This window comes from Priestia sp. ST2, from assembly GCF_055810735.1.
Genome location: NZ_JBVVNT010000004.1, coordinates 253,253 through 277,537, shown reverse-complemented (window position 1 = coordinate 277,537; position 24,285 = coordinate 253,253). Strand labels below are relative to the sequence as shown.

The window sequence follows — 24,285 nt, the reverse complement described above, 5'->3', positions numbered from 1 at the left end:
TCCTCCTTTAATAATGATGGTGCTTTATATTATTTGTTTTGTTTTTAATCTTTCATTCAATTTATAATTAAAATGAAGATAAGTTCGAATATCATCGAACAATGAAACTATAACATCGATTAAATAACAGTGCAAGGAATTTAGTTCGAAAGTTATCGAACATTGATACACAAAAGAAGCTGTGTTATATTTTAAGCATGAGAAAACCTTATCAACCACCGAAATCTGAAATTAAATTAACGCCTATTTTACACGCGTTGAGTGATCCTAACCGGCTGCGAATTGTACAGTGTTTAGCGACAAGAAAGGAGCAGACCTGTTCATATTATCAAAAATTAAATGTATCAAAATCAACGCTATCACATCATATTAAAGTACTTCGCGAAGCTGGAATTATCAAACTACGTATAGAAGGTACGCAGCACTATTATTCCTTGCGTTTAGAAGAACTTGAGGAATTGTTCCCAGGTCTGCTTCCTTCCATTATAAATATAGATGAGCAGTTATTTTAAAAGCTGAACAATGTTTTGTTCAGCTTTTTTGTTCAAAATAAATGTGTCCATGCAGGCTGCATCCAGGATTAAAAGAAGAACGACAGTGAGGGCAAGTCGAGTTACAGGTTAAATATTCATGAATTGATAGCTCATGTTTACATACTCCGCAAAGAATAGCTTTTTCATTAAACATAGCTTTTGGCCACTTTTTAATATCATGATCAGCATATCCGTTATGACATTGATAGCATGGATAATATGTATTACAGCAATAAAATTTTATTGCAATAATATCTTTATCCGTATGATAGTGTGTACAACGCGTTTCGGAATCCACCGTATCACCTTTTACTATAGGTGCAGATTTGTTCATTATCATCACTCCCTATGAAAAGTATAGCATGCTTTTATACGCCTTATCATACATATGTAAAAAGAAAAATGCTATAATAAAACCATCGTTTTACATGTCAGATTGCATGCTAAAAAGATCAGATAAAAATTGATGTCAAAACAGATCGATTAAGTGAAGTAAAGAGAGGAAGAAAAAATGAGTAAGCAAGTTATCGTTTTTACCGGAGGCGGAACAGCTGGACACGTAACACCAAACATTGCCATTATGAAAGAATTAGACAGTGAAAAATGGGATATCCATTATGTCGGTTCTCACAATGGTATTGAGAAAGAATTAATTACAAAATTAAACGTTCCATATCATGCGATTTCAAGCGGGAAGCTGCGTCGATACGTAGATATGGAAAATGTAAAAGATGTATTTCGAGTAGCAAAAGGAGTTGGCGATGCACGTCGCGTGCTTAAAAAGTTAAAGCCTTCTCTTGTGTTTTCAAAAGGCGGTTTTGTCACAGTTCCTGTTGTAATGGCTGCTAAATCGCTAAACATTCCCGTGTTCATTCATGAAAGTGATTTAACACCGGGACTGGCAAATAAAATTGCGCAGAAATTTGCCACTAAAATTTTCACTTCTTTTGATGAAGCGGCAAACTATTTTCCAAAAGAAAAAGTGCAGGTTGTTGGTTCACCTATTCGAAAAGAATTATTTAGCGGAAGCGCAGCGAACGGGGAAAGCTGGCTTCGCTTTTATGATAAGCGCCCAATTTTAACCATTATGGGCGGAAGTTTAGGAGCACGTCGCATCAATGAAATTGTTCGAGAGTCCTTGCCTGAACTGCAAAAGAAATTTCAAATTGTACACCTGTGCGGAAAAGGTAATGTTGATACAAGCCTTGAAAAAGAGTCGGGCTACCGTCAGTTAGAATATGTAAATGAACAGCTTCCGGATGTTCTAGCGGCCACTGATTATGTGATTACACGCGGCGGATCAAATGCTATCTTTGAGTTTTTAGCCCTTCATAAACCGATGATGATTATTCCTTTGTCAAAAGCACAAAGCCGGGGAGATCAAATTTTAAATGCACAGTCCTTTAAGAAAAAAGGCTACTGTATGGTTGTGGAAGAAGAACAGTTAACAAAAGAAGTGTTTTTGCGTGAAGTAAATGAGCTTCAGCAGCAGGCAAGTACGATGAAGCGTACAATGCGTGAAGCAACAAAAACGGATGCCATTTCAATTCTTGTAAATGAAATTGAGAAAATGAGCTAAAAAAAGCGTTCTTATCTCCTCGATAAGAACGCTTTTTTCTAAAAGAGGCGGATGAAACATACCGTAAAATAATTCATGATAAAATGGAAAGTATTTTGTCACGCGCGGCGGAACAAAATTTTGTACCAGTTGTAGATGACCAAAACATTTTTGTTGGACTTGTGCGTCGAAGAGAGATTATAGAGTATTGCATCTCCCAACTTTTTATACGTGGAGAAGCGCCTTTAAATGTGAAGATTTAGTTAAGTTTACGTAAAAAACATAATTTTTACATAAAAGGTAGTCTCTTTTTATATAATTAATGTTATAATAAGAGATGTAAAGACGAAACTTGCGTAATGTAAGCCTCTAACATTTGTTAGAGGTTCTTTTTTTACATAACATAAAACATTTGATTTCAGTTCTTTCTATGGTTAAGTTAGAATAAGTGTTAAAGTAAGAGGTTTCTTGCTTTTTTACATAAGAAAAGTGAGCTGTACAAAGGAGACAAAGTATATTGACTACGGAAAAAACAAAAAGCGATCAATTACGCAGCATATTCAAAACTATTATCTTCGCTATCGCTCTAGTATTTATGATTCGCGCATTTTTATTTTCTCCGTATATTGTAGAAGGCGCTTCAATGAACCCAACGCTGCATAACGGAGAGCGTTTGTTTGTGAATAAACTGTCGTATTCGCTCCATGATATTCGCCGCGGAGATATTGTGATTATTAAAGATGAGGCTAAGAATAAGCATTATGTAAAAAGAGTAATCGGTCTGCCAGGTGAAAAAATCGAAATGAAAAAAGATCAGCTCTATATTGATGATAAAAAAGTAAGTGAACCTTATTTAAAAACGAATCGTCAAATTGCCAATAACATGGATATGGAGCTTACGGGAGATTTTGAACCCGTTCAAATACCTAAAAACGAAGTATTTGTAATGGGTGATAACCGTCTGTACAGTATGGATAGCCGCAACGGTCTAGGTCTCATCGATGAAAAACGGATTGTCGGAAAAAGCGAATTTGTATTTTACCCCATTAAAAAAATAAGAAAAACAACGTAAAAAGAAATGCCGGCGAAGGTATTTCTTTTTTTGTGCCTATGTCTACTCGGCTTCTAGATGGGCAAGCTAAGGAAAAAAGGTGTGAATGAATTGAAGACAGCCTATGAAAAATTATTTAAGCATTTTAAATTTGTTGATGCTCTTGAGATGAAAAACCGATTAGCAATGGGACCTATCCTCACATACGCTTCACGGGAAAACGGAGAAATATCTGATATCGATCTGACTTTTTACGAAAAACGAGTAGGGGGCGTCAGTACGGTAATTGTCGGCCCTGCGTTTATCACAGAAAATGGCCAAGTAGCACATGGTCAAATCGGCATTCATCGTGATCAGGTCATACGAAAGCTTCATCAACTAACTCAAATGATTCATAGGAGAGGAGCTAAAGCGATTCTTCAACTATCGCACGGGGGAAGAAAGTGCGTAGAAATGAAAAATAAACGGCAAGCCATTAGCCCAAGTGAAAAGCCTCATAAACGTAAAGGGAAAAAGCCTGTTCAAATGACCGAGCGCGATATAACTTATATTGTTCAAGCGTTTGGCGAAGCTACCACCAGAGCTATGGAAGCAGGGTTTGATGGAGTAGAAATTGACGGAGGAAATGAATGTCTACTGCAGCAGTTTATGTCAAGGCAAGCCAATGAACGAATTGATTCTTATGGTGGGAGTGCAGAAAACCGCTTCACTTTTGCACTTGAAGTTATTCGTGAAGTGACGCGTCGAGCAGCACATGCGGGCAAACCATTTATTGTGGGATATACATTAGCGCCCAAAGAAAAAGGCTATTTAGGAAATAAAGTGGAAGATACATTTGAGTGGATTGATCGTCTTGTTTATACAGAAATTGATTATTTGCATATCAGTGCTTTGCATGAACCTACCTTAAATAGTGAAGAAAATCGTTCACTTCTTTCTTCGATTATTAAGCACGTCAATCACCGGGTCCCTCTTGTGGGTACAGGAGGACTTACGGCAACAGAAGTAGCAGAAGCTTTTGAGCAAGGTCTGGCTTTAATTACGATTGAACAAGCATTAGTCGTACAGCCAGATTGGGTAGAAAAAGTGATAAATAGCGATGAGCCCGCTTCTATGGATGTGACGTCATTAGATAAAGATGTGAGTTTGCCACCTGAAGTGCTAGCTCACTGGCAAGATACGCATAAAAACGACCGCCCTTATTAAGTGAGCGGTCGTTTTTATGTTGTTGACTTAACAAGAAGAATTTTATTTTACTGATACTATAACCAAGCAGCGTACATAGACTAAAAGAAAAACCAAAAACACAGTTGACTTCTAGGAATAGTTAGGATTACAATATAAACAACTTATTCATAAAACGGACAGCTGATCGGACATACCGAAGGCTTCTAGCAAACAACTGTTGGAGGCCTTTTTGTGCTTTCTAACAGAAGATGAAAGTGGAGGGACAACATGAAAAAGTTAATTACGTTTGCACTTATTGGCTTTTTAGCTCAGTTAATTGATGGATCACTCGGAATGGCATACGGAGTGACATCAACTACGCTGCTTTTAACGTTTGGAATTGCACCAGCTGTGGCTTCCGCATCTGTTCACTTAGCAGAAGTTGTAACAACGGCAGCTTCGGGTGTTTCGCATATTAAATTTGGAAATGTAGATAAATCGATGGTGTTAAAACTAATTATCCCAGGTTCCATCGGAGCTTTTGTAGGAGCCTGCTTTCTAAGTAATTTACCCGGAGATGCAGTAAGACCTTACGTTTCAACATTCTTATTGCTCCTAGGAGTTTATGTGTTATTTCGTTTTTTATTTACGTTTAAAACAAACGAAGAAAAGAGCACCAAACCTTTATCGACGAAGCAGTCCATTCCGTTGGGATTAATTGCTGGATTTGCTGATGCTACAGGAGGAGGCGGCTGGGGGCCGATAGCAACGCCTGTATTGCTAGCTAAAAAAGGCACAACAGCACGGAAAGTCGTTGGAACCGTGGATACAAGTGAATTTGCTATTGCTGTCTCGGCTACACTTGGCTTTTTAATTTCTCTTGGCTGGGAGCAGGTAAACTGGTTCTGGGTAGGCGCCCTTATGATTGGCGGAATTATCGCGGCTCCGATTGCTGCATGGTTTGTTCGTATTATCCCGGCTCACTTGCTTGGTTCACTTGTTGGTGGGTTTATCATTTTAACAAATGCTCGAACACTCTTAAACACATGGGTATCCAGCAGCTCAACTCAGATAGCTGTATATGTATTCATACTTATTGTGTGGGCAGCAGCCATCATTTACTCACTGTTACAAGGGAAAAAATATAATCAAAATCGAAACGTAGAAGTTTCGTAATAAAGAGGATGGAATAAAAGTAGCTTAGTTAAAGGGAGATCTGAACGTGTTTGATTCTTGATGGAGAATCAAATGCGTTCAGATTTTTTTATGGTTAGGGTGAAGGTAGTTTCATGTATGTAGTGGCCTCTAGCTGTTGGCTGGAGGGCAAGGCGAGGACTCCTGCGTGAAAAGCGGAACAGATGAGATCTGGCAGGAGCGACCGCCCTCGAAAAGCGAAGTCTTGTACGGAAATCAACAGCGGTGTCACAAGGGATCCCTATTAGCGCATTATCCCATTTGTTCGTCTTTAGAGTGGGGTGATTTCCTAATGTCTCAATCTCTTTTATTATCTGAATTCCGTAAAATAGAGAAGCGTAGATATTTTTTTTGCGTCTTATGATACAATAGACGAGTTCATTCATGAGTGGGAATACTTTCTAACACATATAAAATTCATTGAATCGTCGAGGTGTGAAGAGTAAGTGGTCTATTTTATTTTAGTATTAGTAGCAGCTATCGAAGTAATTGTCTTATTGATTAATCGACCTGTATTTGCAAACATTCCGTATGTTCAAGTATATATTGTTCCTTTGTTAATAGTAATTGTCATCACGATGTTACTTTCGCGAAATCCAAAGAGATTTATGCGGTGGTTCAAACAAGGGCTTATTACGATTTCAGTCGTTGTGCTTGTATTCGTACCGGTTCTCTATGCCAAAAATCTCCCGCTGTATGGTTATAATGAAGCAAAAAAAATGCTTGCGCAAAGAGAACAGCTCTTACTAAGTCAGTTCCAAAAAGGAAAATACGTATATCCAGCAAAAGACAGCCCTAAAAAATACCGTTATCTATTTAAAGTCAATCGTGGAAACGGCATGCTTGAATATGTATTCGACCCATACACAGGCGGTTATGAAGTTGTGACAGATGTGATAAAAAAATAAAGGTTTAGCTTATTTAAAGCTAAGCCTTTTAATATGAGAAAAATTGAAACTTTTTGAAAATCTGTGCGTATTTATTAAAGAACGTTCACAAAAAAGTCACAAAAGGAGTTGCACAATGGGGAAGTTAGAATACCGACTGCTAAAGCCTGATGATACGTTTGTATCTATTTATCACTATCAATCTATTGAACTTGAACAAATTTTAGCAAGAAGAGAATGCGAATTTTTTGTTAAAGAAGGAGTAACGTATAAACAAACTTCATCTGCAGTCGAAGATGATATACATATTATTTATGTAAAAGAACATGAACATGGGCCGAAAGAGCAAGCAGAAGACGATAACAGAGAGATTACGTTAGAAGTACGCGAACTGAATTCTCTTCGAGGACATCCGATTTTATTCGTCTCTTCATTTTATACGCATTTGGACGTATTGAGCTATATCGGAACAGTTTATACATACTACAATGGATGGGAATGGGAAAGAGACTCTGCGGAAATTGATGAAGATCGCAGCGTGTACAGTTTATATGTAACAAAAACAGGCGTAACGTATGAGGGGGAGAAGGCGTAATGTCAAAAACAAAAAAAATGATGGCCGGGGTTTTGACCACAGCTTTAATGACATCGCTCGTTGCCTGTGGTTCAACTGATCAGGCAAGACCAGCTAAACCGAAAGATAAATCGTGTGACAAGTGGAAGTGGGATGAAGATACCCAAACGTACTACTGTTCAGATTCTTCTTCTTCGCACAGCGGCTCATATTATCACGGAGGCCGCTACTACGGCTCTAAAAAACAGTTGACCTCATCATCGGCCTATAAATCATTTAAATCAAGCAGCTCGTATAAATCTGGAATTGGGAGCGGCTCTAAAGGCGGTTTTGGCGGGTAATGCATAAAGAAAAGCGAGAAATGTTTTATAAAGAAATTGAAGATTTTTGGCACGATTTATACGGAACAGAGTATGCTCTTTATGACGTACATACAGAGTCTTCTCATATCATTGATTCTATTAAAGAAGCTGCAAATCAAATTGGTGAATTATTTTTTAAAACTGCACCTTTACTTCGTTCGTTAGATGATCAGACGCTTTTTTCTTTAGGATTTCCAAAAGACACCCTCCCGTACCTACGACTGAAAACGATGGAAACAGAAAGTGTGATTTCGCGCCTTGATTTTGCTGTTACGACTGATCAAATCAAGCTTTTAGAACTAAATGCGGATACGCCTACGTTCATTAAAGAATTATTTCATGTAAATGAGTTAGTCTGTCGGCATTTTCAAGTACAAAACCCTAATAAGCTTGAAGAAAAAAAGCTTGCTTTAGCATTAAAACACGCCATTTTTGAAGCTTATAACGAGCTCGATAGAACGAACTATCCAAACGTCGTTTTTTCTTCACACGATACGCATGAAGAAGATAAGTTAACGACTCTTTATTTAATGAAGCTAGCCGATGTAGATGCTACATACGTTCCATTATCGCAGCTTCGAATTGTCCCTTCCTCTACAGTGGAAGAAGGTGAACATATAGAAGCGGGCGTGTATGATCAATATGGACAAAAAATAGACGTACTCTATCGCCAAACTTATCCGCTTGAACATTTAATTGAAGATGAAGATCCGAGTACGCATGAAAAAGTCGGACACATGCTTTTAACATTAGCACAGCAAAAACAAGTAGCCATAATCAATCCGCCTTCTGCATTTTTGCTGCAGTCCAAAGCCGTGCAAGCACTCATTTGGGCTTTGCATGAACAACATCATCCTTTCTTCACTAAAGAAGAGCATCACATCATTGAAACATACTTTTTACCAACGTATTTAGAAGAAGATACATTTATTGGAAGAAAACAAGCATTTGTGAAGAAACCATCCTTTGGTCGTGAGGGAGATACCGTTGAAATTTATAATGAAGACGGAATCAAAATAGACGAAGATCAGCATAAGACATATCAAGAATACATGGCTGTGTATCAACAGTTTATTCCTTTGCCAACTGCAACGATGAAGACTCAAACGCAAACAATAGAGGCTCATATCATGTACGGGTGCTTTTTATTAAATGGAAAAGCAAGCGCAGTAGGAATACGAGCTGGAAATCAAATTACGGATAACGAATCGTATTATTTGCCGATTGGATTAAAATGAAAAGGGGAATAAAAATGACACAATGGATTGATTGGGCTAGTATAGGGAGTTTTTTATCTCACGTAGCGGTAGGGTTAGGGTTATTATTTATCGGAGTTATGGTATTTGAATTAACAACAAAATTTAATGACCGTGAACTCATAAAAAAAGGCAATGTGGCGGTCGCTTTGAAGTTATGGGGAAAAGGAATTGGGCTTGCTATTGTCATTTTTACTGTATGGAGCAACAGCTTAAATTTGGTAGATGCAACTCTTTGGGGAGTAGTAGGTATCATTACTCAAGTAGTGGCATATTGGATTATTGAATTTATCATGACGCCTAAAACGAGCCTAGCCAAAAAAGTAGAAGAAGGAAATATAGCGGTTGGAGTAACTCTTTTTGCAGCGTCGGTTGCCGTCGGCCTTATTGTAGCCGGAAGCTTAACATATTAAAAGAAGGCGATTCCTGTTTTACGGGGAATCGCTTTTTTTATGTCCAGATTGCTCGTGTTCACTTAGTAATAATGTACGTGTATTTTCACGGTCGGCACGAACAATTTTTTGCTGTGTGTAAAGCGGAATGACAAAGAGCAAAATAAATAAAAAAACATAGCTCATTTTTGTTATCCTCCCATGTAAATTGTAAACGCCTGCTAATAGTGTGTGACAAACAATACGTAAATATAGCATATTTGACTGGGTGAACTGGAAAAAATTGAGGGATGCAAAAAGAATATAATCTCACCTTCAACAAAAACTAAAAGCAGTATAGAGGCACGTCTTTTATTAAGAAAGGAGTTGGAAAAAGTGAAAAGGTGGCTTATTTTGTGCTTATTGATTGTAATCGCAGCTGGATGTGGACGCCCAGATGAAACGTCTCAACCGAGCATTTTCCTTATACCAGAAGGGTACAAAGGATGGGTTATGGTCGAATATGATAAAGATAACGGAAACCCCAGCAAGACAGAAGGAGACTACACTGTATTTAAAGTAAATGACCAGGGAGTCGGGAAAACCAAAACGCTTTTAAGCGGCGGCGGCTGGGCAAGAAATAAATATTTCTATGTAAATAAGAATGGAGAGCGAAAGCAATTGAAGCAGGGGAAGATGATTCATGGAACGACTCAAGGTAACAAAAATCATACGGTAACCTACTTTTTCGTCGGCACCGCAAAAGAGTTCGATAAGGCCGGAGACTATCGAAGAAAACTTACCGAAGAAAGTTCTTCGTAAAAAAAGAAACGTTGCCCCTTCGGCAACGTTTCTTTTCTATCTTCATTTGAATGTGCAAAAGACGGTATCTTTTAAACGTTGAATTTCGCTTAATGCTTCTTCTTGCTTATGAATTACCCAATCTGGCAATGAATGTTCAACCGACAGCTCGTCGAAACAAGCCCCGCATGTTTTAACTTCAATATAAGATTCAATATACTGAAGGTGATCTAAGTTATAAGCCCAAAGTCGACGTTCAGGGCATATCGTTTCTAAGTAAAGCGGAAGCTGAAAAAAAGGATCTACTGCTTCAGAAAGTTCTAACGGTCCTTGGCTATCAGCGTTGGTTACGTCTAGATAACCGCAGTGAGGACACGTGCATGAGTGCGTTGACCCGCTCAATTTTTTATCCAGTTTTACAACTCGCGCACATAGTTCGCAGTTTGGACATTTTACTAAGATAAAGTCAAGGAACTTATCTAAAAATTGTTGCTGTATTACTTGCTGATTTGTCATTTTTTGTACCTCTAACTGTCAAACTTTTTTTAGTTACGAAAATAAATCATGAAACCTACATACTATTCATAACACATGATGAGGGTTAAAACAACAAAAACCCTTTTCGACAGAAGGGTTGTGTGCTATAGTATGACAAATCAGAATAAATAAAGAAAAATGGTGAGAAAAAATGAGTCAAAACGAACAATGGACATCAAAACTCGGCTTTATCTTGGCATCTGCCGGTTCTGCAATTGGAATCGGAGCCATTTGGAAACTGCCTTATGTAGCCGGAACAAGCGGAGGAGGGGCCTTCTTTTTACTGTTTATCTTGTTTACAGCAATTATTGGTTTGCCGCTTTTACTTGCTGAATTTGTACTAGGTAGACATACACAAAAAGAAGCAATTCGTGCATATGATGCAGTTGCTCCCGGTTCCCTATGGAAAGCAATCGGGTATTTAGGCGTGATTACATGCTTTATTTTATTATCCTTCTATAGTGTAGTAGGAGGCTGGATTTTGCAATATATTTTTGCAAGCGTCACTGGTCAGCTGAATGGAGTAAGTGACTACGGGAGTTTATTTAACTCGACCATTGCTAATCCAACACGTGCTGTTATCTCTCAACTTGTTTTTCTTCTTTTAACAATTGTTGTAGTAGCAAGAGGCATTCAAAATGGTATTGAAAAAGCAAACAAAATTTTAATGCCTGCTCTCTTTATATTATTTATTATTATCATTATTCGTTCTTTAACATTAGAAGGGGCAATGGAAGGCGTATCTTTCTTTTTGTATCCAGATTTTTCAAAGCTCACATCCCAAACCATTTTGTTTGCGATGGGACAAGCATTCTTTTCCCTTAGCGTAGGCGTTTCAGTTATGGTTACGTACAGTTCGTATCTATCTAAGCAGCAAAACTTGCCAAAATCGGCTATTTCAATTTCAGCGTTAAATATTTTGATTTCTTTACTAGCAGGACTGGCAATTTTCCCTGCGGTCTTTTCAATGGGTGTCAAACCCACGGAAGGACCAGGTCTTTTATTCATTGTATTGCCTTCTATTTTTGAACAGCTTCCGTTCGGAATTGTGTTTCAAACTTTCTTTTTGGCGCTGTTTTTATTTGCCACTTTGACATCTGCGTTTTCGATGTTAGAAATTATTGTTGCTTCTTTAGCCAAAGGAGAGCAGCATAAGCGTATAAAGCTATCTTGGATTTCGGGCTTGCTAATCTTCGTGGTAGGAATACCTTCAGCGCTATCATATGGTTTATTAAGTGACGTATCGCTCTTTGGAAAAAGTATCTTTGACGCTTTCGATTTTCTTGTAAGTAATATCCTTATGCCACTCGGAGCTCTTTTAATTGCCATCTTTGTTCCTTGGAAAATGAAAAAAGATGTGCTAATTGAAGAATTTAAGCACGGTTCAACGAATGTGAAGCGCTGGTTCTCTTTATGGCTTCTTGCCATTCGATATATCGCACCTGTTTTAATTATCATTGTATTTATTAATATGCTAGGCTTTATCTAACAAAAAAACGCTGTTAAAACGCTTGGTTTTAACAGCGTTTTTTTGAAGGAAGAGGAGGAGTATGATGCTTGATTTCTTGTATGATATGTTTGTAGGGGCAGGGGTATTCATTTTATTAATAATTCTGTTGCTAGTAGCGAGAACGTCAGGGAAACGCAAGAAATAGGCGGGTATAATTCCCAGTGTAAAAACCCCAAAAAAGACTAACACCACAGAATTAAACTATGATAATATATTATCCTATGAGCATAATCAATGCTCACATATGTTGTGATGAAGCGTTTTTTAGAAAGAGGGATCATCTTGAGCGGAGAAGTTCTTGTCAAGATTTTATCTCAAGCGTATGAACAAAAAAAGACATTACCAATCGTCTCATTCTCGTCTTTTTTTGAACAAAAGAAGGTGGGCTTTCGTTTAAATAACGATGTGTCCGCTGATATTATCTACCATACGCTTATGTGTATTCAGAGAAAAACGTGTGTCCAAGATGTGTTAGTGGAAGTACTAAAAGTTGATAGTCCAAACAATGACGGGGCATTTTCTGATTGTGTATATATTTTAGCAAATGGTACAAAACAGCAAGTGAAAGAATGGGTTCAACCCTTACATCCTAAAAGAGTGAAACAAGGATATCAGCACGGGACACCCATTGATGCGCCACAGTTAAAAAATGACTACCACGTGTTTGCCGTTACTTGGTCATAAGCGTTTAACCCAAAAAACATCCTGCTGTCGCTGCAGGATGTTTTTTTGTTAATAAGGATGAGCATCGTGTCCTTTTTCATTAGCTTCTTCTACCGCATCAGCAGCTTTGTTACTTCCTAACGGTGAACCGCCTTCTTTTGGCAATTTCCCGTATGTAGGAGTCATTTCTGCTCCCATTTCAATTTCTAGGGAACCATCATCATGCATCAGAAGACCAATGCCATTTGCTACGCGATTGCCGTAGTCAAAATCACATTGAGTTAAAAGCTCAATCATCTTTGTTTGAACGGTATGGTGACAACATTTTAAGCCGTCTACTAAATTTTGAATAAGCTCATCACGTTCCCAGTCCTCTAGTAAATGATAGCGTTCACCAGCTTGCTTAAAGTCATTTGTACGATCAATTTTTTCTTTTTTTATATTTCCTTCAACATAAGGCTGATGAGGTTTTGGATGGTCATGCGCTTCTTGAAGACCTCCAAGAGAAGAAGGCTCATAATTCACATGCGGATTCTGACCTGGAGCAGCATCTACATGATAGGCCATTTGACCATCGCGTTGATTTGTTGCTACATGTTTTTTCGGCGCGTTAATAGGCAGCTGCAAGTAGTTTGTTCCCACCCGGTGACGCTGCGTGTCGGAATAAGAAAACGTTCTTCCTTGCAGCATTTTATCATCAGAAAAATCTAGCCCGTCTACAAGTACACCCGTACCAAATGCGACTTGCTCCGTTTCAGCAAATACGTTGCTTGGATTTTTATCTAGGACCATTTTACCTACTGGGAGAAATGGAAATTTGTCTTCCGGCCAAATTTTCGTGTCATCAAGCGGATCAAAATCCAGTTCGGGATGCTCTCCATCTTCCATGATTTGTATACAAAGTTCCCACTCGGGGTAGTTACCGCTCTCAATAGCTTCATACAAGTCTTGAGTGGCGTGACTAATATTTTTAGCTTGAATTTCTTCTGCTTGCTTTTGGGTCAAATTTTTAATTCCTTGTTTTGGTTCCCAATGGTATTTCACAAGAAACGCATCGCCATCTTTGTTTACCCACTTATATGTATTAACACCGGAACCTTGCATTTGCCGATAGTTAGCAGGTATGCCCCAAGGTGAAAATAAAAAAGTAATCATATGCATAGCCTCAGGGGTGTGAGAAATAAAATCAAAAATACGCTCGGTATCTTGACGGTTTGTCACAGGATCGGGCTTAAAAGCATGAATCAAATCAGGGAATTTAATAGCATCGCGGATAAAAAATATTTTAAGATTATTTCCTACTAAGTCCCAGTTTCCGTCTTCTGTGTAGAACTTTACAGCAAATCCCCTTGGGTCTCGCATTGTTTCTGGAGAGTCCTTTCCATGAGTTACGGTAGAAAATCTGACAAAAACGGGCGTCTGTTTGCCTGCTCCTGAAAAAACTTTTGCGCGGGTGTATTTTTCAACGGGCTCGTCACCAAGCTTTCCGTACGTTTCAAAATACCCGTGAGCTCCCGTTCCCCGGGCATGAACAACACGTTCTGGTATACGTTCACGATCAAAATGCGAAAGTTTTTCAATCAGCTGGTAATTTTCAAGAGTAGCAGGGCCTCTGTTGCCTACCGTTCGAGAATTTTGGTTATCACGAATGGGGTGACCTTGACGCGTCGTAAGCGTCTGCTCGTTTTCTCCGGCTGCATAGCGTTTGTCTTCCGAGTCACCTGATCCGCTAACATTTGTACCATGAATGCCTTTATGGCTCATAAAATAATCCTCCTTGTTTCCAACATAACAAGACTATTTTTTTCAGCCCTCGCTTTTTTATTCATTAATATGGAAATAATATAAATTTTTAGAAGAAAAGCTGTTTTACTAGAGAGGGAAACAAATTCGCTAAACGAATAAATTTTAAAAAAGTTTCACATTTCAAAAAAAAATAAATTGTTTTTTTTGAAATATAAAGATAATGTTACGGGTGATTTTTTACCTATTATTAGTGTAGGAAAAGGAATAATATTGGAATATATTAGCTTTTTTGTCGAACTTATTAAGTGTTAAACGACAATAAACTACGACAATATACACCATACAGCTGCGCTACTGTCGTTTCCTGTAACATAAATGTAATATTAGTGATGTTATTTTGTAATAATGTGTTGTTACAATGTAAACGTCTTATAGATTAGTAGATTATGGCATTGGAGGAACCTTTTTTTATGAAAAAGTTGATATATTCGTTAGCGTTATGTGGATCTTTAACAGTAGTACCTACAATTAGTGAAGCTGCTTTAGGAGATGCTACGCTGCACCCAGGAACAAGTAATTCAGATGTGAAAGAATTACAGCAAAAATTAAAAAACAAAGGTTATTTTACATACGGTACAACAACAAACTATTACGGTTCAATCACGACTAGCGCAGTAAAGTCGTTTCAGCGTGCAAATGGTTTATCTGCAGATGGCATTGCAGGTCCATCTACATTTAATAAGCTGCTAGGAAGCTCATCAAGTTCATCAATTAGCTCAAGTTCATTGCTGCGCGTTGGTTCAACTGGACCAAATGTACAATCTTTACAGCAGCAGCTAAAGAATAAAGGCTATTTTAAAGGAACTACGACTCAATACTTCGGTTCAATTACAAAAAATGCAGTAATGGCATTTCAACGTGCAAACGGACTGTCTGTGGACGGAATTGCGGGTCCGGCTACGTTAAGCAAGTTAAAAAATGGCGGTTCTAGCGCTTCAACTGGTGGTTCTAGCTCTAGCAGCTCAACTATTTTACGTCAAGGTATGAAAGGTTCAGCAGTAAGCAGCCTTCAGCAAAAACTAAAAAATAAAGGTTACTTCTCAGCTGGTGTAACAGGCTACTTTGGCTCAATTACAACAAGTGCAGTAAAATCATTTCAACGTGCAAATGGTTTATTAGTAGACGGAGAAGCGGGTCCAGATACGCTGAATAAATTAAATTCAAGCAGCTCTAGCAGCTCAAAACCTTCAACATCAACAGGAAGCAGCACAAGCTCAAGCTCAGCTTCAAAAGTTATTTCATACGGTAAACGTTTTATGGGAACACCTTATGTTTGGGGTGGAGCTGCGCCTGGAGGATTTGATTGCAGTGGTTACCTTAACTATGTATATCGCAATGCAGTAGGTGTAAGTCTTCCTCGTACAGTTGCTAGCATCTATCAAACTGGTACGCGTGTAAGTTCACCTCAGCCTGGCGATATCGTTTTCTTTGAAACGTACCAACCAGGAGCTAGTCATGCTGGCATTTATATCGGAAACGGTCAATTCATGCATGCAGGTTCTTCAACAGGCGTGACAATCACATCACTAAGCAACTCTTACTGGTCAAAACGTTACTTAGGAGCAAAGCGTTACCTATAAGAGTATAACAAAAAGGAGTAGTTGTAGAACTATTCCTTTTTTCTATACACTATAAACGTAAAAGTAGGAAATTTTTGCGCGATTTGGTATGATAACTAGGGAACAAATAAAAGGAGTGTATAACATGGCTATTGTAGATGTAACCATTATTCCGGTAGGTACGGAAACGCCAAGCGTGAGTCAGTACGTAGCTGATATTCAAAAAGTGTTGGCCAAGCATGAAGATGAAATTACATATCAATTAACCCCTATGAATACATTGATTGAAGGGGAATTAAGCACGCTGCTAGACATTGTTCAAGAGATGCATGAAGTGCCTTTTGAAAATGGTATTCAGCGCGTATGTACAAATTTACGAATTGATGATCGCCGTGATAAAGAAAATCATACGATGGCTGGGAAATTACAATCCGTCCAGTCTAAATTAAAAGCGAAATAAAGAATATGCAATACAATAAAAAACGCTTGAGTATCCACTCAGGCGTTTTTTATTGTATTTATACTTAATTAGCATGCACAAGAGAAAAAATTTGAAAAGCTACGCGCAGCCGAAGGGTTTCCTCTGACGTGTGAATAGGTCTTTTTAATAACTCTTCGCATTTTTCAATTCGATAGATCACCGTGTTCCGATGAACGAATAACTGCTTAGCAGTCTCTGAGATTTGGCAATTGGAATTTAGATATGTTTCAAGCGTGTCAAGTAAGATGGAGCGATCTTTCTTATCGTACTGCAGCAAACCTTCTAATGTTTGAGAATAGTAATCCTGTAAATCGTTTGCTGGAAGCAACCTCAGCAGTTCTTTAAACTGTTTTGGCTGATAAAATTGAATAAGCTTCGACTGATCTTTAAAATGGATGGTTTCAAGAGCTTCAACAGCTTCTTTATATGAGTCAGTGATTGTAAGTAGGGATTGGCTTTGGTTTCCAACTCCAAATGACATTCGCTTGTCGTAGTGACGGTAAACAGCTTCCTGCAAGCGATGCAAGCATTCTATAATCATAGGTTGAGAATGAGGTGTAAACAAAAGAATATAAAGATTGTCATAGAAAAACAAAACGGCCTCTGTATGACCTGTTGATAACTCATATTGAAGGAGCTCATAGATCATATCATCATCGCTGTAAGGCGTGAATGTAGAGTGGATTTTCCCGACGGCGCAAATATAGCTGTTTCCTGCTGATAAGCCCATCATCTGTGCTTGAAAGGAAGCATCTTCAAGCGTTTTATAATAATTGTTAACAAGCTGATTGAAAAAATCGTTTTTTCGTCGCCGTTCAGCTTCATACAAAGCCTGCTGTCTCATCATTTCGAAGGATAAAACGTTTGTCGCTTGTTCAATCGTTAGGAGCGCTGAATCGGATAAAGAAACTTGGTGTTCAATAAGTAAATAACTGTATTTTCTTGTATGAGTAGCAATCGGAAAAAGCGTAACGGTTTTTTTGGTGTGTAAAAAGGAAAAGGTTGTATATTTTACCGTTCGTAAAAACAGCTGCTTAGCGCCCGCTACCGCTTCTTCCATCGGGAGTGAAAAGGGTTCGCGTTTGTTTGTATAAAAGAGTTCATGGCCATGGGTATCAAAAAGGGCAACGTGAGCATTGCATAACGTTTGAATAGATTGCATAATTTTCTCAATGCCTTTTCCTTGTAAGATGTACGAGGAAAATAGCTGATGTGTGACCATCGCTTGCTGAAGCTCGGCTGTTTTTTTATCTAAAATAAAGCTGAGAGATTCGTTAATAACTGCGCCTAACGTTTCGTCCGTTTGGAAATCAATGATCGGAAAGTGAAGTTCATCAGCTAGCTGACAAATAGAAGCAGGCACGTGTTCGAAAAAGCGCTTCGTTTTTATGGCCAATCCTGCACATTTCTTTTTAGCCATTCCTTCTACAAGTTTTGCTAAGCTTTCTTCATGTTCTTTGAAGTGATAACCCGTTGTAATTAAAAACTCTCCTTCTTTTAAAAAAGATAAAATATCGGGTGCATCCATCATATTGACGTTATGTACTTTGCGGGTGACTCCTTTTTGCCCAGCTACTACAGATGCTTTTTCATAAATTGGAATGCGTAAAAGAGTTTGTAGTTCCATTATTCATTACTCCTTTTGTTAAAAATTCTCACATTTCCCTGCGCGTATTTTTATCTATCTTTTATTTTATAAGAAAGTTTAGTTAAAATAAATAAAATTTTCAGAAAAAAATGTATAAATTGTTAATGAAGAAGTATATTCAATCCTGTAAGATAAAGTAAATAACATATAATGTTAGAAAAAGTGACGTATATAAGACTTTATATATTTAGTGATAATAGCTAAAAAAACACTAAATCATTGTAGAAAGTGTTAATGAAAACAATCAGTCATTTTCTTAAAATGAAGATAGCAGGAGGGATAGCAATGGTTGCAGATATGACGGGAAAATCTAAGCTTTGTCAGCAAATCGAAGAAAACGTTAGCTGGTTGTCACAGTTTGGGTTAGATGAAAAAGAAGGGGTCACGAGGCTTTTATATACGGAACAGTGGAGTGCAGCTCAAAAGGCATTGGAAGAAAAAATGAAGGGACTTCACCTCAAAACATATTACGATGATGTAGGAAATTTATTTGGACGGTTGCAAGGAACGGGTTCAGAACAACAAGTTATTTTAACAGGATCCCATATCGATACCGTGATAAACGGAGGAAAGTATGACGGGGCGTTTGGTGTTGTGGCAGGTATCATTGCTCTGCAGTACCTATATGCACATTACGGCTCCCCTACAAAAACCTTAGAGGTCGTATCACTTTGTGAAGAAGAAGGCAGCAGATTTCCTCTTACGTATTGGGGATCAGGCAATATGAATGGATTACACAGCAAAAGTGATGCAAAACATGTTATAAATAAAGAAGGGGTTAAGCTGGATGACGCAATGAAACAGCTCAATTTCGGAAAAGGCCTCCACAGCGAGCCATACCGCACGGACATCGCTTCTTTTATTGAACTGCATATCGAACAAGGAAAGCAGCTTGAAATGTCTCGTTGCGATATCGGAATTGTTTCTAGTATCGTCGGCCAGAAACGATTTACAGTATCTGTTAAAGGTGAAAGTAACCATGCGGGCACAACCCCGATGAACATCAGAAAAGATGCATTTTATGCGAGCTGCAAACTTGCTAAAGCATTTATTGAATTGAGCGAAAAATATCATAACGCTTTATACGTAACGGTTGGCAAAATTACACTTTCTCCAAATGCACCGAACGTAATACCAGGATATGTAGAATTCACGGTTGATATAAGACATCATGAATATGAGGTTTTACAAGAGGCAGAACGAGAAATGAAGGAAATTATAAAGCGAACATCAGGGGATTTAGAAGTGAATATCGACTGCTGGATGGATGAAAAACCTGTCGCCATGAGTGAAGAATTATCTGAACTTTCCAAAATTATTTCCTCGGAAAAGAATATCTCCTCCCGAGAATTAGTAAGCGGTGCAGGCCACGACTCGCAGGTGTTCGGACGAAGAGTTCCCACATGTTTGTTATTCGTACCGAGCCAAGATGGAATTAGCCATTCCCCAAAGGAATTCACCAAAGGAGAACAGTTAGAAAAAGGAGTAAAGGTCTTAATAGAACTATTATATAAACTTGCCTACTAGGAGGAATTTGACATGACTATAACAAAACAGCTTCATACACCGCCGCGTACGATTATGACACCCGGACCCGTAGAAGCAGATCCCCGCGTATTAAGAGCATTAGGAACACCTATTTTAGGTCAGTTTGACCCCGCATTTACGCACATTATGAACGAGACGATGGAAATGCTTCGTGAACTATTTCAAACCAAAAACAAATGGGCTTTTCCCGTTGATGGAACGTCTAGAGCTGGGATTGAAGCCGTTCTTGCAAGTGTAATTGAGCCTGGCGATAAAGTGTTCGTCCCTATTTTCGGCCGCTTCGGCTATTTATTAACGGAAATTGCCGAGCGCTACGGAGCTGATGTACACAACATTGAATGCGAATGGGGAGAAGTGTTTGACCCTGAAACAGTTATTCGTGAAATAAAAAAAGTAAATCCGAAAATTGTTGCAATGGTTCATGGTGAAACGTCTACAGGAAGAATGCAGCGGCTTAAAGAAATTGGTGCTGCATGCCGCAACCAAGATGTTTTATTTATCGTCGACGCAGTAGCCACTATTGGCGGTACGGATGTAAAAGTAGATGAGTGGAACATTGACGCATTGATTGCAGGCACACAAAAGTGTTTATCTGTTCCGTCCGGCATGGCACCTATTACGTACAATGATCGTATTGAAAAAATCATCATGGAACGTAAAAAAGTTGAAAAAGGAATTGCGACAAAAGCAGATGCTCAAACTGTTCGTCTGCGTCCGAATATTATCAGCAACTATTTTGATTTGAGTCAGCTTCAAGACTATTGGAGTGAGCGTAGATTAAATCATCACACGGAAGCAACGTCCATGCTCTATGCTTTAAGAGAAGGGTTGCGCGTTATTTTAGAAGAAGGATTAGAGGAAAGATTTGCAAGGCATCGCCTCCATGAAAAAGCACTTGTAGCCGGTATTAAAGCAATGGGATTATCTTTATTCGGAGATGAGGATTCAAAAGTTCCAACCGTTACTTGTGTTTTAATTCCCCTAGGTATTGACGGAGAGGCAGTTCGTTCTACGCTTCTTGAACAATTTGGGATTGAAATTGCAAGTTCTTTTGGGCCGATGCACGGAAAAATATGGCGTATCGGTACAATGGGATACAGCTGTCGAAAAGACAACGTTCTCTTTACATTGGCTGGTCTTGAAGCAGTGCTTATTCGAAACGGGGCAAGCGTGAATGCAGGTTCTGCTTTACAAGCAGCATTAGAAGTTTACGAGGAAGAAGTAGCGCTGTCTAGTCTGTAAAGATTCGTTTTATTCATCATATAAAGAAAAGAGGAGATTTTCTATGAGCGAATACTTTTTTACACACCCCTATGCATCGCAGCGTACGTGTACGTTTGGAAAAAACGGAATGGTAGCAACTAGTCAGCCTCTTGCCGCTCAGGCGGGTCTTGAAATGTTGAAAAAAGGAGGCAATGCGGTAGATGCTGCTATTGCCTCGGCAGCTTGTTTAACGGTTGTAGAGCCTACGTCAAATGGAATTGGCGGAGACGCATTTGCTCTCGTGTGGATAAATGAAGAGCTATATGGACTCAACGCGAGCGGTCCTGCTCCTGCTTCTATCTCTATTGAGGCTCTGCGTGCCATGGGGATAAAAGAGATGCCGGCTCGCGGTTTTGTTCCTGTTACGGTCCCAGGTGCCCCCAGCGCGTGGGTGGAGCTGTCAAAACGCTTTGGCCGGTTATCGTTAAAAGAAGTGCTGCAGCCTGCTATTTCGTATGCACAAGAAGGGTTCCCAATCTCCCCGATTTTAGGGTACAATTGGGAACGAGCGTTTGAACGATTTACACACGCATTAAAAGGTGACGAATATAAGCACTGGTTTGAGACGTTTACCAACAATGGATCAGCTCCTAAAGTAGGGGAAGTGTGGCGATCACCAGACCATGCTGCTACGCTGCTTGAAATTGCCGAAACGAATGGAGAATCTTTTTACAGAGGGGATTTAGCTGATAAAATAGCAGCTTTTTCGAAAAAATACGGCGGATTTTTAGCAAAAGAAGATTTAGCAGCTTTTAAAGCAGAGTGGGTGAAGCCAATTTCAACTTCTTACCGAGGATATGATGTGTGGGAAATTCCGCCTAACGGCCAAGGCCTTATTGCACTTTTAGCTTTAAATACGCTAAAAGGCTTCTCTTTCGATGCCAAAGATTCTGTCGATACATATCACAAGCAAATTGAAGCCATGAAGCTAGCGTTTGCAGATGGACAAAAATTCATTACGGATGCTGATAAAATGACAGTAGCTGTTGAAGATTTGTTGAATGATTCTTATGCAAACAAGCGCAGAGGGCTGATTGGTGAAAAAGCGCTTATTCCTGAAGCCGGACAGCCATCTCATAGCGGCACGATCTATTTAGCGACAGCTGATGGAGAAGGAAACATGGTATCATTCATTCAAAGTAATTACATGGATTTTGGCTCAGGACTTGTCGTACCTAATACGGGCATATGCCTGCAAAACCGCGGGCATAATTTTTCGTTAGATCCACAGCACCATAACCGATTAGAGCCAGGAAAACGAACCTATCATACCATTATTCCTGGATTTTTAACAAAGAATAAAAGTGCTGTAGGTCCATTCGGTGTAATGGGCAAATTCATGCAGCCTCAAGGACATGTGCAAGTCGTCATGAATATGATCGATTTCCATCTAAATCCTCAGGCAGCTTTAGATGCACCAAGATGGCAGTGGATTGAACATAAAAAGGTTCTTGTGGAAAAAGAAATGCCTTCACATATTGTAGAAGCATTAGAACGCAAAGGGCATGATATTCATGTGGCTACGAGCAGACATACGTTTGGAAGAGGGCAGATCATTTTAAGAGATGAACAAACCGGTGTATTATACGGCGGCACAGAAGCGCGAACAGACGGAGCTGTCGTTGCTTATTAGATCACAGAGAAAGGAGTGCGAGAAATGCGACAATTGGATATTTTTATAGCGTTTTTTCGCTCAGGTATGCTCGGGTACGGAGGTGGACCTTCAGCTATTCCACTTGTAAAAAAAGAAGTGGTCGATACGTACAAATGGATGGATGACGATGAATTTGGCGATTTATTAGCAATCGCCAATACGCTGCCTGGGCCTATTGCTACAAAGCTGGCTGGATACATCGGCTATCGAGTCGGCGGGATTTTGGGTCTCGGGACAGCTTTATTTGCAGCCGTTATTCCAACCGTTTTTTTAATGGTATTGCTGTTAACAACTTTAACGCAATTTAAAGATCAGCCGTGGGTTATGGGCATGACCAAAGCAGTTGTTCCTGTAGTAGGAGTTATGCTCGCGGTTATGACGTGGGACTTTTTTAAAAAATCAACGTCTGGTCTAGGGTGGACGCCAGCTATTATCTTACTGATTATTAGTTTAGGGCTAATGGAATTTGCCCATATCCATCCAGCGGTCATTATTATTGTTCTTATGGCAGCAGCTTGGATTCCGCTAAAACGAAAAGGAAAAAAAGGTGAAAGTGCTGAACACAAGCAAAAGAGGGAATCGGTATGATTTATATTCAGCTATTTATGGCGTTTTTTGTTTCAAATATTTTAGGCTATGGAGGCGGACCTGCGTCGATTCCGCTTATTCAAAAAGAAGTCGTGGATCACTATCATTGGCTTACGGTCAAAGAGTTTAGTGAAATGCTGGCAATTGGAAATGCGCTGCCTGGTCCGATTGCAACAAAAATGGCGGGGTTTATCGGATATCAGCAGGCAGGGATTTTAGGCTCGGTGGTTGCTCTTTTTGCAACGATTGCTCCATCGGTTTTACTTTTAGTTATTTTACTTCGAATATTATTTAAGTATAAAGATTCGCCAAATGTTAAGAAAATGACGAACTACATTCGTCCCGTTATCGCCATTTTACTTGGCTTGATGGCATATGAATTTTTTATGAATTCATACGGTGATTCAGGTATATGGCAAACTTTATTTTTAGTAGCAGCCAGTTTTCTATTATTGGAAAAATTGCGCGTGCATCCAGCGTTCGTTATTGTCGGAGCACTCGTATACGGAGCTGTTTTTCTTGCTTAAATGAGGCTCTCGAAGGATGAGAGTTTTTTTGTGTAAAAGAGACGAAAAGAGGGGAAGTCATGGTTGAAAAAGCAGCGCTAGAAAACGTTCAGGATTTGGTTAAACTGCGAATGTTGCTCATGAAAGAACTGGGAGAATTAAACGGGAATGAGGAGCTGTTTCGAAAAGCTACAGAAGAATATTTTACTGCAAATATAAATAATCCACATAGCTATACGGCTATTTTAAAAGCGGATGGAGAAATTGTATCAGCAGGAAGCATCGTCTTTTTTATACGTCCGCCTTCACCGAGTAACCTCCAAGGAAAAGAAGCATATATTATGAACATGTATACAGCTTTTAATCACCGAAAGCACGGCTGTTCTTCAGCTATTTTAAAGCATTTGATGCAGTACTGCCAAAAAAATGGTGTAAATCGAATATGGTTAAATACTTCTTCCGCTGGAAAAAGCTTGTATCAAAAATATGGATTTATTGAATATGAATCTGAAATGCAATATAAGTTTGAAAAAAATTAGAGCAGCAAAACTCTTAATAGATATGGGTTTGAAGGAGCTATGGTTTTTGAAAAATAAAAAAAATTAATAAAAAGTGTTGACGAAGATAAAAAAACCATTCATAATACAAATCAACATCACACAACATTACACACAACTTGGAAGCGACAAACAGTTTCAAACGATCGGAACTGATTATCCAAGTACACATACATAGTCAATACTGAGCGTTGATAGGAGCACTAGTAGA

The 24,285-nt window shown here is 38.9% G+C and carries 25 protein-coding genes, 1 pseudogene and 1 other annotated feature (1 of these 27 running past the window's edge); of the genes and pseudogenes, 21 read left to right on the top strand and 5 right to left on the bottom strand.

What is annotated here, in order from left to right; all coding sequences use genetic code 11:
- The first annotated feature begins 197 nt into the window (after positions 1-197).
- Entirely contained in the window at positions 198-512 is a 315-nt protein-coding gene (locus AC0KUU_RS18570; RefSeq protein WP_013083811.1) for an ArsR/SmtB family transcription factor, read from the top strand.
- 19 nt (positions 513-531) lie between these two features.
- Here the strand turns inward: AC0KUU_RS18570 and AC0KUU_RS18565 are convergent, their stop codons facing one another.
- Positions 532-867, bottom strand: a complete 336-nt coding sequence (locus tag AC0KUU_RS18565; RefSeq protein ID WP_016764731.1) for a CHY zinc finger protein — start codon at positions 865-867, stop codon at positions 532-534.
- A 177-nt stretch (positions 868-1,044) separates the two neighbouring features.
- Here AC0KUU_RS18565 and AC0KUU_RS18560 point away from each other — a divergent pair, with 177 nt between their 5' ends.
- The 9 genes from AC0KUU_RS18560 to AC0KUU_RS18520 all read left to right on the top strand — a co-directional run bounded on the left by AC0KUU_RS18560 (position 1,045) and on the right by AC0KUU_RS18520 (position 8,995).
- The gene (locus AC0KUU_RS18560) at positions 1,045-2,112 is read left to right on the top strand and encodes an undecaprenyldiphospho-muramoylpentapeptide beta-N-acetylglucosaminyltransferase (RefSeq protein WP_013057726.1); all 1,068 of its coding nucleotides are present in this window, start codon (positions 1,045-1,047) and stop codon (positions 2,110-2,112) included.
- Between the two features lie 496 nt (positions 2,113-2,608).
- The gene (gene lepB, locus AC0KUU_RS18555; protein ID WP_013057720.1) at positions 2,609-3,163 is read left to right on the top strand and encodes a signal peptidase I; all 555 of its coding nucleotides are present in this window, start codon (positions 2,609-2,611) and stop codon (positions 3,161-3,163) included.
- A gap of 81 nt (positions 3,164-3,244) precedes the next feature.
- The gene (locus AC0KUU_RS18550) at positions 3,245-4,348 is read left to right on the top strand and encodes an oxidoreductase (RefSeq protein WP_322552228.1); all 1,104 of its coding nucleotides are present in this window, start codon (positions 3,245-3,247) and stop codon (positions 4,346-4,348) included.
- A gap of 249 nt (positions 4,349-4,597) precedes the next feature.
- Complete coding sequence (locus AC0KUU_RS18545) at positions 4,598-5,485, top strand: sulfite exporter TauE/SafE family protein (protein WP_043981491.1); 888 nt, start codon at positions 4,598-4,600, stop codon at positions 5,483-5,485.
- A 464-nt stretch (positions 5,486-5,949) separates the two neighbouring features.
- A complete protein-coding gene (locus tag AC0KUU_RS18540) occupies positions 5,950-6,411 on the top strand; it encodes a hypothetical protein (RefSeq protein WP_013083806.1) in 462 nt (153 codons plus the stop codon).
- Positions 6,412-6,526: 115 nt separating this feature from the next.
- A complete protein-coding gene (locus AC0KUU_RS18535; protein WP_322552227.1) occupies positions 6,527-6,985 on the top strand; it encodes a hypothetical protein in 459 nt (152 codons plus the stop codon).
- Positions 6,985-7,305: a hypothetical protein gene (locus AC0KUU_RS18530; RefSeq protein ID WP_013057715.1), complete on the top strand. Its 321-nt coding sequence runs from the start codon at positions 6,985-6,987 to the stop codon at positions 7,303-7,305. Before AC0KUU_RS18535 ends, AC0KUU_RS18530 begins: the two co-directional genes overlap by 1 nt.
- Complete coding sequence (locus AC0KUU_RS18525; RefSeq protein ID WP_165574966.1) at positions 7,305-8,564, top strand: glutathionylspermidine synthase family protein; 1,260 nt, start codon at positions 7,305-7,307, stop codon at positions 8,562-8,564. Before AC0KUU_RS18530 ends, AC0KUU_RS18525 begins: the two co-directional genes overlap by 1 nt.
- A gap of 14 nt (positions 8,565-8,578) precedes the next feature.
- Complete coding sequence (locus AC0KUU_RS18520; RefSeq protein WP_013083802.1) at positions 8,579-8,995, top strand: DUF350 domain-containing protein; 417 nt, start codon at positions 8,579-8,581, stop codon at positions 8,993-8,995.
- Between the two features lie 18 nt (positions 8,996-9,013).
- Here AC0KUU_RS18520 and AC0KUU_RS18515 read toward each other — a convergent pair whose 3' ends face one another.
- The gene (locus AC0KUU_RS18515; protein WP_016764718.1) at positions 9,014-9,160 is read right to left on the bottom strand and encodes a hypothetical protein; all 147 of its coding nucleotides are present in this window, start codon (positions 9,158-9,160) and stop codon (positions 9,014-9,016) included.
- Positions 9,161-9,349: 189 nt separating this feature from the next.
- Between AC0KUU_RS18515 and AC0KUU_RS18510 the strand changes: the two genes are divergently transcribed.
- On the top strand, positions 9,350-9,775 hold the full coding sequence (locus tag AC0KUU_RS18510; protein WP_025751186.1) for a DUF6843 domain-containing protein: 426 nt from the start codon (positions 9,350-9,352) through the stop codon (positions 9,773-9,775).
- Positions 9,776-9,817: 42 nt separating this feature from the next.
- Here AC0KUU_RS18510 and AC0KUU_RS18505 read toward each other — a convergent pair whose 3' ends face one another.
- Entirely contained in the window at positions 9,818-10,270 is a 453-nt protein-coding gene (locus AC0KUU_RS18505; protein WP_013083800.1) for a hypothetical protein, read from the bottom strand.
- Positions 10,271-10,442: 172 nt separating this feature from the next.
- Between AC0KUU_RS18505 and AC0KUU_RS18500 the strand changes: the two genes are divergently transcribed.
- Positions 10,443-11,780, top strand: a complete 1,338-nt coding sequence (locus AC0KUU_RS18500) for a sodium-dependent transporter (RefSeq protein ID WP_322552226.1) — start codon at positions 10,443-10,445, stop codon at positions 11,778-11,780.
- Positions 11,781-12,035: 255 nt separating this feature from the next.
- Positions 12,036-12,485, top strand: a complete 450-nt coding sequence (locus AC0KUU_RS18495) for a hypothetical protein (protein WP_013083798.1) — start codon at positions 12,036-12,038, stop codon at positions 12,483-12,485.
- A gap of 218 nt (positions 12,486-12,703) precedes the next feature.
- On the opposite strand, the pseudogene AC0KUU_RS18490 reads toward AC0KUU_RS18495, so the two are convergent.
- A pseudogene (locus AC0KUU_RS18490) lies at positions 12,704-14,228 on the bottom strand (catalase); the annotation flags it as partial.
- Positions 14,229-14,680: 452 nt separating this feature from the next.
- Here AC0KUU_RS18490 and AC0KUU_RS18485 point away from each other — a divergent pair.
- Together AC0KUU_RS18485 and AC0KUU_RS18480 are read left to right on the top strand one after the other, a co-directional pair.
- The gene (locus AC0KUU_RS18485) at positions 14,681-15,850 is read left to right on the top strand and encodes a C40 family peptidase (RefSeq protein WP_043981496.1); all 1,170 of its coding nucleotides are present in this window, start codon (positions 14,681-14,683) and stop codon (positions 15,848-15,850) included.
- A gap of 124 nt (positions 15,851-15,974) precedes the next feature.
- Complete coding sequence (locus tag AC0KUU_RS18480) at positions 15,975-16,289, top strand: MTH1187 family thiamine-binding protein (RefSeq protein WP_208756871.1); 315 nt, start codon at positions 15,975-15,977, stop codon at positions 16,287-16,289.
- A 64-nt stretch (positions 16,290-16,353) separates the two neighbouring features.
- Here AC0KUU_RS18480 and AC0KUU_RS18475 read toward each other — a convergent pair whose 3' ends face one another.
- Positions 16,354-17,937, bottom strand: a complete 1,584-nt coding sequence (locus AC0KUU_RS18475; RefSeq protein ID WP_322552224.1) for a PucR family transcriptional regulator — start codon at positions 17,935-17,937, stop codon at positions 16,354-16,356.
- 306 nt (positions 17,938-18,243) lie between these two features.
- On the opposite strand from AC0KUU_RS18475, the gene allC reads away from it, so the two are divergent.
- The 6 genes from allC to AC0KUU_RS18445 are packed head-to-tail and all read left to right on the top strand — an operon-like array spanning position 18,244 to position 24,056.
- The gene (gene allC, locus AC0KUU_RS18470) at positions 18,244-19,485 is read left to right on the top strand and encodes an allantoate deiminase (RefSeq protein ID WP_322552223.1); all 1,242 of its coding nucleotides are present in this window, start codon (positions 18,244-18,246) and stop codon (positions 19,483-19,485) included.
- Between the two features lie 12 nt (positions 19,486-19,497).
- A complete protein-coding gene (locus tag AC0KUU_RS18465; protein ID WP_097825211.1) occupies positions 19,498-20,748 on the top strand; it encodes a pyridoxal-phosphate-dependent aminotransferase family protein in 1,251 nt (416 codons plus the stop codon).
- Between the two features lie 43 nt (positions 20,749-20,791).
- Positions 20,792-22,402: a gamma-glutamyltransferase gene (gene ggt, locus AC0KUU_RS18460; protein WP_043981500.1), complete on the top strand. Its 1,611-nt coding sequence runs from the start codon at positions 20,792-20,794 to the stop codon at positions 22,400-22,402.
- Between the two features lie 24 nt (positions 22,403-22,426).
- Positions 22,427-23,011, top strand: a complete 585-nt coding sequence (locus AC0KUU_RS18455; protein WP_013057701.1) for a chromate transporter — start codon at positions 22,427-22,429, stop codon at positions 23,009-23,011.
- On the top strand, positions 23,008-23,538 hold the full coding sequence (locus AC0KUU_RS18450; protein WP_013083789.1) for a chromate transporter: 531 nt from the start codon (positions 23,008-23,010) through the stop codon (positions 23,536-23,538). The genes AC0KUU_RS18455 and AC0KUU_RS18450 overlap by 4 nt, the downstream gene beginning before the upstream one ends.
- Before the next feature lie 59 nt (positions 23,539-23,597).
- Complete coding sequence (locus AC0KUU_RS18445; RefSeq protein ID WP_322552222.1) at positions 23,598-24,056, top strand: GNAT family N-acetyltransferase; 459 nt, start codon at positions 23,598-23,600, stop codon at positions 24,054-24,056.
- Between the two features lie 200 nt (positions 24,057-24,256).
- Positions 24,257-24,285, top strand: a binding site (T-box leader); it runs 177 nt beyond the window's last position.

Excerpts from the sequence above, each read along its gene's own strand:
- AC0KUU_RS18465 (WP_097825211.1), top strand. The coding sequence starts at position 19,498 with ATGACTATAACAAAACAGCTTCATACACCGCCGCGTACGATTATGACA.
- AC0KUU_RS18450 (WP_013083789.1), top strand. The coding sequence starts at position 23,008 with ATGATTTATATTCAGCTATTTATGGCGTTTTTTGTTTCAAATATTTTA.
- AC0KUU_RS18480 (WP_208756871.1), top strand. The coding sequence starts at position 15,975 with ATGGCTATTGTAGATGTAACCATTATTCCGGTAGGTACGGAAACGCCA.
- AC0KUU_RS18515 (WP_016764718.1), bottom strand. The coding sequence starts at position 9,160 with ATGAGCTATGTTTTTTTATTTATTTTGCTCTTTGTCATTCCGCTTTAC.
- AC0KUU_RS18520 (WP_013083802.1), top strand. The coding sequence starts at position 8,579 with ATGACACAATGGATTGATTGGGCTAGTATAGGGAGTTTTTTATCTCAC.
- AC0KUU_RS18455 (WP_013057701.1), top strand. The coding sequence starts at position 22,427 with ATGCGACAATTGGATATTTTTATAGCGTTTTTTCGCTCAGGTATGCTC.
- AC0KUU_RS18545 (WP_043981491.1), top strand. The coding sequence starts at position 4,598 with ATGAAAAAGTTAATTACGTTTGCACTTATTGGCTTTTTAGCTCAGTTA.
- AC0KUU_RS18445 (WP_322552222.1), top strand. The coding sequence starts at position 23,598 with ATGGTTGAAAAAGCAGCGCTAGAAAACGTTCAGGATTTGGTTAAACTG.
- AC0KUU_RS18495 (WP_013083798.1), top strand. The coding sequence starts at position 12,036 with ATGCTCACATATGTTGTGATGAAGCGTTTTTTAGAAAGAGGGATCATC.
- AC0KUU_RS18485 (WP_043981496.1), top strand. The coding sequence starts at position 14,681 with ATGAAAAAGTTGATATATTCGTTAGCGTTATGTGGATCTTTAACAGTA.
- AC0KUU_RS18500 (WP_322552226.1), top strand. The coding sequence starts at position 10,443 with ATGAGTCAAAACGAACAATGGACATCAAAACTCGGCTTTATCTTGGCA.
- AC0KUU_RS18530 (WP_013057715.1), top strand. The coding sequence starts at position 6,985 with ATGTCAAAAACAAAAAAAATGATGGCCGGGGTTTTGACCACAGCTTTA.
- AC0KUU_RS18570 (WP_013083811.1), top strand. The coding sequence starts at position 198 with ATGAGAAAACCTTATCAACCACCGAAATCTGAAATTAAATTAACGCCT.
- allC (WP_322552223.1), top strand. The coding sequence starts at position 18,244 with ATGGTTGCAGATATGACGGGAAAATCTAAGCTTTGTCAGCAAATCGAA.
- AC0KUU_RS18525 (WP_165574966.1), top strand. The coding sequence starts at position 7,305 with ATGCATAAAGAAAAGCGAGAAATGTTTTATAAAGAAATTGAAGATTTT.
- ggt (WP_043981500.1), top strand. The coding sequence starts at position 20,792 with ATGAGCGAATACTTTTTTACACACCCCTATGCATCGCAGCGTACGTGT.
- AC0KUU_RS18505 (WP_013083800.1), bottom strand. The coding sequence starts at position 10,270 with ATGACAAATCAGCAAGTAATACAGCAACAATTTTTAGATAAGTTCCTT.
- AC0KUU_RS18565 (WP_016764731.1), bottom strand. The coding sequence starts at position 867 with ATGAACAAATCTGCACCTATAGTAAAAGGTGATACGGTGGATTCCGAA.
- AC0KUU_RS18535 (WP_322552227.1), top strand. The coding sequence starts at position 6,527 with ATGGGGAAGTTAGAATACCGACTGCTAAAGCCTGATGATACGTTTGTA.
- AC0KUU_RS18475 (WP_322552224.1), bottom strand. The coding sequence starts at position 17,937 with ATGGAACTACAAACTCTTTTACGCATTCCAATTTATGAAAAAGCATCT.
- AC0KUU_RS18560 (WP_013057726.1), top strand. The coding sequence starts at position 1,045 with ATGAGTAAGCAAGTTATCGTTTTTACCGGAGGCGGAACAGCTGGACAC.